The organism is Brevibacillus sp. FW301-21C12A (assembly GCF_058788915.1).
In genome coordinates, this window is sequence record NZ_JBYTBG010000119.1 from 1 (window position 1) to 733 (window position 733).

Below are 733 nucleotides of genomic sequence, written 5' to 3' on the forward strand. Positions count from 1 at the left end.
TTCATTTTACACGAATCAATCATGGGCCATTTTTTTATCTAGCTGTTGGTGTCGCACTTCATATTACAATCCGTCATCCGAAAAAATGACCTGAGCGCTGTAATCGCCGAATTTTCTGGAGTATGTGACGTCAATGCTCGCAATGTCGGTTATTTTGTAGTTTTGCTCTTTATCGGCACCTGGATGTTCATGCCATATAAAATCCTCATCAATCTTGACGAGCTTGAATTGAAAGTCATTGATTTCACCGACGACTTTCGGAGACCAGAGCTCGTGGAATGAAGACAGTTCCTCACTCAGATTAATCGCTTGGTAGTGCATATGAATCCCTCCTTTTTTTGACTTTGCATTGTAACGTTCAGAGACATGGGGAGCATCCGCTTGTCGCCCGGTTGTTGCACGAGAGCGATTTCGCTGGCGTTCTTCTCGCCTTTTTAGAGCTTGCGCAAGGCAGTCGATATGTTTTGCAAAGCGTATTCGATCGCCAATGGGCCGCCAGTAATCGCGGAAGTATCCATTGCAGTACCTTGAAAGGCACCATCTGGCGTAAGTCCCAGTCCCTTTTCTTTATCAAACGCAAGCGTATAGACAGGATTTCCTTCACCCAACACATTGAACGTTTTTCCATCCCAGGACAAAATGAGAGCTACCGACTCTTCTGCTTCTTTGCCAAGTGCCGTTAAAAATCAAGCTATCAAGGACGCGAAAAGTGTGTTTAAGAAAGCGAAGAAAA

General features: G+C 44.6%; 3 pseudogenes. 1 reads left to right on the forward strand and 2 read right to left on the reverse strand.

The features are described from left to right. Positions 1 to 168: 168 nt before the first annotated feature. Both AC3WQH_RS25510 and AC3WQH_RS25515 read right to left on the reverse strand, forming a co-directional pair. A pseudogene (locus tag AC3WQH_RS25510) lies at positions 169 to 321 on the reverse strand (cupin domain-containing protein); the annotation flags it as partial. Between the two features lie 113 nt (positions 322 to 434). Further along, positions 435 to 656 (reverse strand): annotated as a pseudogene (locus AC3WQH_RS25515) (ABC transporter substrate-binding protein); the annotation flags it as partial. A gap of 1 nt (position 657) precedes the next feature. On the opposite strand from AC3WQH_RS25515, the pseudogene AC3WQH_RS25520 reads away from it, so the two are divergent. Further along, positions 658 to 733: pseudogene (locus tag AC3WQH_RS25520) on the forward strand (transposase); the annotation flags it as partial.